General features: G+C 35.4%; 7 protein-coding genes. 6 read left to right on the forward strand and 1 reads right to left on the reverse strand.

The window, feature by feature from the left end:
• The coding region (locus B4237_RS08255) for an AAA family ATPase (RefSeq protein ID WP_286942645.1) at positions 1-431 on the reverse strand (431 nt) is incomplete at its 3' end.
• A 199-nt stretch (positions 432-630) separates the two neighbouring features.
• Here B4237_RS08255 and B4237_RS08260 point away from each other — a divergent pair.
• The 6 genes from B4237_RS08260 to B4237_RS08285 all read left to right on the forward strand — a co-directional run bounded on the left by B4237_RS08260 (position 631) and on the right by B4237_RS08285 (position 7,177).
• Positions 631-1,794 carry a cupin domain-containing protein gene (locus B4237_RS08260; RefSeq protein ID WP_278596726.1) on the forward strand — a complete coding sequence of 388 codons (1,164 nt, stop codon included), beginning with the start codon at positions 631-633 and terminating at the stop codon, positions 1,792-1,794.
• A 204-nt stretch (positions 1,795-1,998) separates the two neighbouring features.
• Positions 1,999-3,054, forward strand: coding sequence for a linear amide C-N hydrolase (locus B4237_RS08265; RefSeq protein ID WP_061519584.1), 1,056 nt, complete (start codon positions 1,999-2,001; stop codon positions 3,052-3,054).
• Positions 3,055-3,089: 35 nt separating this feature from the next.
• Positions 3,090-3,605, forward strand: a complete 516-nt coding sequence (locus B4237_RS08270) for a hypothetical protein (RefSeq protein ID WP_278596725.1) — start codon at positions 3,090-3,092, stop codon at positions 3,603-3,605.
• Positions 3,606-3,969: 364 nt separating this feature from the next.
• A complete protein-coding gene (locus tag B4237_RS08275) occupies positions 3,970-4,536 on the forward strand; it encodes a TetR/AcrR family transcriptional regulator (RefSeq protein ID WP_007482338.1) in 567 nt (188 codons plus the stop codon).
• 543 nt (positions 4,537-5,079) lie between these two features.
• Positions 5,080-5,391: an ArsR/SmtB family transcription factor gene (locus B4237_RS08280; RefSeq protein WP_004879228.1), complete on the forward strand. Its 312-nt coding sequence runs from the start codon at positions 5,080-5,082 to the stop codon at positions 5,389-5,391.
• 88 nt (positions 5,392-5,479) lie between these two features.
• Positions 5,480-7,177 carry a SulP family inorganic anion transporter gene (locus tag B4237_RS08285; protein WP_278596724.1) on the forward strand — a complete coding sequence of 566 codons (1,698 nt, stop codon included), beginning with the start codon at positions 5,480-5,482 and terminating at the stop codon, positions 7,175-7,177.
• Positions 7,178-7,305 lie beyond the last annotated feature (128 nt).

The raw sequence follows: 7,305 nt of genomic DNA on the forward strand, positions 1-7,305 counted from the left end.
TCTTCTAATGTTTTCAATAATGCATTAAATGAATGCGTTGAGAGCATGTGCACTTCATCGATCAAATAAACTTTGAAGCGACCTTGAGTTGGAGCATATGGAACATTATCAAGTAACTCACGCGTATCTTCTACCTTGGTACGCGATGCCGCATCAATCTCGATCAGATCAATAAAACGACCTTCATTCACGGCTTTACAAGTTGCACAAACTTCACATGGTGTTGAAGTTACACCAGTCTCACAGTTCAAACACTTGGCTAAGATACGAGCAATCGTCGTTTTACCGACACCACGCGTTCCTGTAAATAAGTAAGCATGATGCAAACGACCACGTTCTAATGCACTCGTTAAAGCACGAGAAACATGGTTTTGCCCCACTAACTCATTGAAATTACGTGGTCTGTATTTTCTTGCAAGTACTTGATACATGTATGCTCCTTATTGCAGCTTAAGCATACTGTTTTTTAGAAAGAGCTGTAAATGAATACATGTTTAATTGATCAAGATTAAATACATTCGATTAGTTCAAGGACAATTGCTCAGCAGGCTTACATCAAGCAAGACTTGCACCTGTTCGCAACTCAAGAGAAAATAGCCCCTAATTTTTTATGTTGTTGGTTTATTTCCCATGTCTCAATCTTTAGCGGTTTTAGGCGGCATTACCGCAGAACAATTTTTAAATGAATATTGGCAAAAAAAACCATTACTCGTTCGCAATGCAATGCCTGAAATTATTGGCTTATTAGAACCTGAAGATGTTCAGGAACTTGCACTTGAAGAAGATGTTACTGCACGTTTGATTCGTCAAAAAAACAAGAACCCAAATGAATGGCATGTCAAATCATCACCTCTCACCAAAGGTGATTTTCAAAAGCTACCAAATCTTTGGACTTTACTTGTACAAGCAGTCGATCATTACTCCTTTGACATTTCAGAACTTTGGAAAAAATTTCCATTTATTCCTCAATGGCGTCGTGATGACATTATGGTGTCTTATGCACCTAAAGGCGGATCAGTGGGTAAGCATTTTGACTTTTATGACGTATTCTTAGTTCAGGGTCATGGACATCGCCGCTGGCAACTTGGACAGATGTGTGATGAATCGACTCAATTTATCCCAGATCAACCTTTAAAACTATTGCCAGAAATGGATATTCAGTTTGATGAGGTTCTTGCACCGGGTGATTTGCTCTATGTGCCACCAGGACTGTCTCACTATGGTGTTGCTGAAGATGATTGTTTAACGTTCTCATTTGGCTTTCGTATGCCAAACCTATCTGAAATGATTGATCAAGTGAGTGATAAATTTGCAGAGAACACTTTGCTTAAAAATCCACTTGCAGATATTGCACGTCAACAAACTGCACACCTTGGCGAAATCAATGAAGTTGAATTTTCATATTTAAAAACACAGCTATTAGATTATCTAACCAAAGCACCTGAGTTCGATGCTGCCATCGTGGCATATATGAGTGAATCAAGTTATCCAAACAACATTCCTGAACCAGAAGAAGTTGAAGCAAGTGATCTAAGTGGAATCATCGGTACAGGTTATGAATTAATACTTGAACCTGCATCAAGATTACTTTATCGCATGCAAAATGGTTCTTTAGATTTTTGGGCAAATGGTGAAAACGTTTGTATTTCGGAGCCGTTTGCAGCTCAATTAAAACGTATCGCTGATGGTGAAAATGTTGTTTTAGACGAATCATTTAATGACGATGCAGTATTAGAAGACATTGCCATGCTGCTCAACACTGCTGTTGTAATGTTATTACCACCAGAAGAATAAAAAATTTACTGAGACTTCTAATATCGATATTTCAGGTTAAGCTGCTGCACTACATTAACTCGATCATACGATATTAGAAGTACAATTTTTCCAACGATTACATTTTAATTATTGAATAAGATATCGAATTTTATAGACTCATTTACAAGAACTTAAAACATAAATTACATCACATCATTCTATTTACAATAACGGAGAACGCTTGTGTTTAAAAAAGCATTATTTTGTTCATTCATTGCTTCCTCTCTTTTTCTTCAAACAGCCCAAGCTTGTACACGCGCTGTTTATCTAGGCAATGATAATCATATTATTACAGCACGATCGATGGACTGGAAAGTTGATGTCGGTACAAACTTGTGGATTATGCCAAGTGGCGTTAATCGCGATAGTAATGCTGGTCCTAAATCACTTAAATGGAAATCAAAATATGGCAGCGTGATTGCCTCTGGATATGATATTTCTACAACAGACGGGATGAACGAGGTTGGATTAGTAGCCAATGTTTTGTGGTTAGTTGAATCTGAATATCCTGACGCCAAAAAATCAAATAAACCTCAACTCAGTATTTCTGCATGGGCCCAATACGTTCTTGATAATTACGCAACCGTTGCTGAAGCTGTAGCAGCTTTAGAAAAAGAACCTTTTACACTCATCACGGATAGTGTTCCTGGTGAACAACGCTTAGCAACATTACATTTATCACTTTCGGATAAAACAGGTGACAGCGCAATTATTGAATACATTAATGGGAAACAAGTGATTCACCATGATAAAAAATATCAGGTAATGACGAATTCACCTATATTTGACCAACAACTTGCGCTAAATACATATTGGAAACAAATCGGTGGCACAGTCATGCTACCCGGCACAAATAGAGCTTCAGACCGTTTCGCACGAGCATCATTCTATATCAACGCCATTCCTAAAAACGATAACTCTAAAGAGGCACTCGCCTCCGTATTCAGTGTGATTCGAAATGCATCAGTTCCTTTTGGATTAAATACTGAAGAAGAACCCAATATCTCTTCTACACGTTGGAGAACAGTTGCCGATCATAAACAGCAATTATATTTCTTTGAATCTGCTGTATCTCCAAATGTTTTTTGGGTAGATTTAAAGAAAATCAACTTTAAAGATGGCGTAACGCGTAAGCTTGATTTAGGAAAAGATCAGCAAAATACATTTGCTGGTGATGCGACTGATCAATTTAAAGCATCAAAACCATTTGAATTTCTTGGGCCACAGTTACATCATTAAAGCGTTAAATTGAAAATAAACTTGAGAAGTGAAATATGAAGAATGTAATTTGTTTGCTAAGTCTTTGCATCATGATGGCGGGTTGCGCAAATATGCAAAATACAACAACACCATCGACGACGATTGATCACCTTGCTACTGCGGGTTCATTGAACTGTAAATCGAATGAGTTATGTCCAAATGTCGTTGTTGAATGGGACAAACAGCAAAAAGATAAATTACATCTCGACGTTGCATTAACAAGTACTTATCAATATTACGACATCAATGGTTTAACTTTTTTTGTTGATGGTAAATCCTTTTCTTATACTCCAGCTGGAAAAACTGAGCAAAAGTATATCAACCGTTTAATTCCAAAACGCTCTTCTAATTCATTTAGCCTTCCAAGTGCTTTTTTACTAGAACTTAGAAATGCTAAAAATGTAGAACTTGCGATTGCAACGGATAAAGGCTCAATAAAACGTTCTGTTTATACGCCAACGGAACAATCTATGCTCTATCAAAACTTTGCTCGTTTAATTTCTGAACTTTCTAATAAATCTGCGAAGTAAAATAATTTTAGTCTTCAACGCTCGTTATTTATTTTAATGTAGATAACGAGCACACTATAAATCAGCACTCAAAAATCACAATAAACACCATAAATATAGCAGCTACCTGCCTAAGCCATCTAAAATATGTAAATAAAATGGTTTTTATTAGAACAATCAGTTTTTACATTATTTTAATTACTTCCAATTATTCATATTGTTAATTTTATCAAAGAACTACGACTGGAAATTTCAAAGTCAATTCAATAAATATTGTTAGTTTTCCCTAGGATATTTTATAAATACCATGTAAAATCGCTGCCAAAATCGCATGACAGGATGCAAAACCATGCTCTGCTGACGATGAGCAAACTCGAGGCTAAGTATGTCAAAAAAAGAAGATATTATTAACACAGCATTAAAACTTTTTAATTCGCATAGCTATAATTCGATTGGGGTTGATCGAATTATCAGTGAGTCAGGCGTTGCCAAAATGACTTTCTATAAATATTTTCCATCTAAGGAAAAATTAATCGAAGAATGTCTGCTACAACGCAATATTAATTTACAAACCTCTTTGAATGCCGCTTTAGCTGAATGTGATCCTGAAGATCCATTAGGACAATTAAAAGCCATTTTTGAATGGTATAACGCATGGTTTCTTAGCGAAGACTTCAATGGTTGTATGTTTCAAAAAGCATTAGAAGAAGTTATTAAAATCTATCCTTCTACGCTTGAACCTGCGACTCAATATAAAATTTGGCTTACAGCACTTGTTCAAAGACTATTAACACAACTTGGTATTCAGAATCCGACCCACTTAGCAACATTGATTGTAAGTATTTTGGATGGCATGACGATACAAGCTCATGTGAATAGACATTCAGTTGAAATGGATCAGTACTGGACACGAGTTGAACATTTAATCAATTATGAGAAGGCGTTAGCTTAAATAGCAACGCTTTTTTCTTGTTGAAAAATCAATTTATCTATATGCTGATTACAAGAAAAAAACAAAGCGTGATTTATAGTTATTATTGTGGCTCACGCTTGCGTCTGAGTTGGAAAGAATAATAAAAATTATTACCCTCTGGCGGTCGTACAAATTGCACATCCCGATCCTTTTTATGCAGACAGATCGTTCTGTCTTGTTTTTAATTATATACCCTTTTTATCAAATCACAACTACTTTTTTAATTTTTTTATATTTATTAATTAAATTAACCACATAATTTTATTGATAAGTAAAATTTAACAATATAGTTACATTGCAGCATTCTTCAAAAACACATCACGGCTTAAAACAGTTAGTCAAAAAACTGAAGCAAATCACACTTCATAGGGAAAAAGTAAAATATTAAACACTACTGAGATTAATTATCATTTTTACTTATATATATTTTCATTAAAAACCATTGCAATTATTCAGTTTTACTACATTTTTTCTTTTCAAGCATTTTATACTACACTTTGGTCGTAATTTTGGGAGGTGAACATGCAAAAGGGTCTTGAGATTGAAGCAATGAGGGAGTCAGCAGGCTCAATTGTTAATGTACTTAAATCTCTAGCAAATACAGATCGTTTGATCATCTTGTGTCATTTAGCCAAACAGGAATTAAATGTTTCTCAAATAGAGGAACTTACGCAAATTTTCCAACCGACTCTATCACAACAACTGATGATGCTTCGTAAAAGTAATGTGGTTGCAACACGTCGTGAAGGTAAACAGATTTTCTATTCTATTAGCGATCCAAAACTACGCGTTGTTTTGACTACACTATATGAAAATTATTGCCCTAATATTTAATTGTTTAGGAAATTGCATACTAATTTTAAAATTGGATCACTTTTTTCTGCATAATGTATTCAGGATTTTATAATTTAGATCATCGTGCATGAAAAAATTAAATATAAAAATATCAAATATATTTCCTGCCATACAATGGTTAAAGCACTATCAATACAATAGTTTTAAAGCCGATCTAATTGCAGCACTGATCGTACTTGCAATGCTCGTCCCTCAAGGAATGGCTTATGCCATGCTGGCAGGTTTACCTCCTGTCATGGGGATATATGCAAGTATTCTTCCCATGATTATTTATGCTTTTACAGGAAGTAGCACCACTCTCTCAATCGGACCTGTCGCAATTATATCAATGATGGTATTTGCGACACTGAATCCGCTCTTCCCTGTGGCATCAGAGGCTTATATCGAAGCCGCTTGTTTACTCTCGATATTAGTGGGAATTATTTCCTTTATTCTCGGTATTTTCCGTTTTGGCTTTCTCATTCAACTGATTAGCCATCCTGTGATTCAAAGCTTTATCATTGCTTCTGCATTACTGATTGCGCTTGGACAGTTAAAGTTTTTATTAGATATCCCTATAAAAGCCAACAATATTCCAGAGTTTATCTTCTCTCTAGTACAGAATATTCATCAACTCAGTTTTTTAAGTATTAGCTTCAGCCTTGCGGCTATTTCAATGCTGATTCTCTTACCTAAAGTCGTTCCAAACAGTTTTATCGCAAAAACGACACCGCTTCTATTGGTAATAAGCTCTATTGTTATGGTTTATCTGACCAGTCTTGATCAGCATGGTTTAAAAACAGTTGGCGTGATTCCAACGGGATTACCTAACTTTCATTTTCCAACGTGGGATTTTGCGTTAGTACAGAAATTACTTCCAAGTGCATTCATGATCGCTATGATTAGTTTCGTAGAGTCTTTGGCAATCGCACAAGCCACAGCCTTGCAAAAACGTGATGACTTAAATAGTAATCAAGAACTTATCGCTTTGGGGCTGGCAAATATTGCAGCAGGTATTAACTCAGGTTTTGCCGTTTCTGGAAGCTTATCCCGTACAGTTGTAAATGCAGATGCGGGAGCCAAAACACCCATGGCGGGTGTTTTATCTTCTTTATTTATGATTGCAGTTAGTCTTTATTTCACAGGGCTATTTCAAAATTTACCATTAACTGTTTTAGCTGCAACGATCTTTGTCTCCATTTGGAAATTAGTTATCTTCACTCCTTTTTATGAAACATGGAAATATTCCAAAGCTGATGGACTTGCCATGATTGCAACCTTTTTAGGTGTAACATGTATTGATATTTCTACTGGGTTAATCATTGGGATCGTCTTAACTTTTATTTTATTGTTGTGGCGGATCAGTCGCCCACATATCGCAGTCATTGGTCTCATCGAAGGAACGCAACATTTTAGAAATGTCTCTCGTTATGACGTTGTCACCATTCCAACCATTGCATCTTTTCGTGTAGATGAAAATCTAAGCTTTTTAAATGCGCATGTACTCAAAGGCTATATTATTACTGAATTAAGTCATAATAAGGCTGTTAAGCATGTTGTGATTAACTGCTCAAGTATTAGTAATATCGATCTTAGCGCACTTGAAATGTTAGAAGAACTTAATAGAGAACTCTTGATTTTGGATATCAAATTGCATCTATCCGAAGTCAAAAGCCCTGTTATGGATCGCTTAGTAGACTCAAAACTGATTAAGGAACTCACAGGACAAATTTTCCTGTCACATTACCAAGCAATTCAATACCTTTCATCAGAAAGTACTGTTTGAACTTTTATTTTGAGCGTATTTTTTTTACACAAAAGGATATGATTGATTTTTATAAAATACTTTTAAAAACATTGTGTTATTTTTTACAGTATTTTTAAAATAAATAGGGTGTGTTGACACTTTTAGCT

Origin of the sequence: Acinetobacter sp. UBA6526, from assembly GCF_002434875.1 — a bacterium.
GTDB lineage: Bacteria > Pseudomonadota > Gammaproteobacteria > Pseudomonadales > Moraxellaceae > Acinetobacter > Acinetobacter venetianus.

Coding starts and splice junctions, on each gene's coding strand:
- B4237_RS08260 (WP_278596726.1), top strand. CDS start 631: ATGTCTCAATCTTTAGCGGTTTTAGGCGGCATTACCGCAGAACAATTT.
- B4237_RS08270 (WP_278596725.1), top strand. CDS start 3,090: ATGAAGAATGTAATTTGTTTGCTAAGTCTTTGCATCATGATGGCGGGT.
- B4237_RS08275 (WP_007482338.1), top strand. CDS start 3,970: ATGTCAAAAAAAGAAGATATTATTAACACAGCATTAAAACTTTTTAAT.
- B4237_RS08280 (WP_004879228.1), top strand. CDS start 5,080: ATGCAAAAGGGTCTTGAGATTGAAGCAATGAGGGAGTCAGCAGGCTCA.
- B4237_RS08285 (WP_278596724.1), top strand. CDS start 5,480: ATGAAAAAATTAAATATAAAAATATCAAATATATTTCCTGCCATACAA.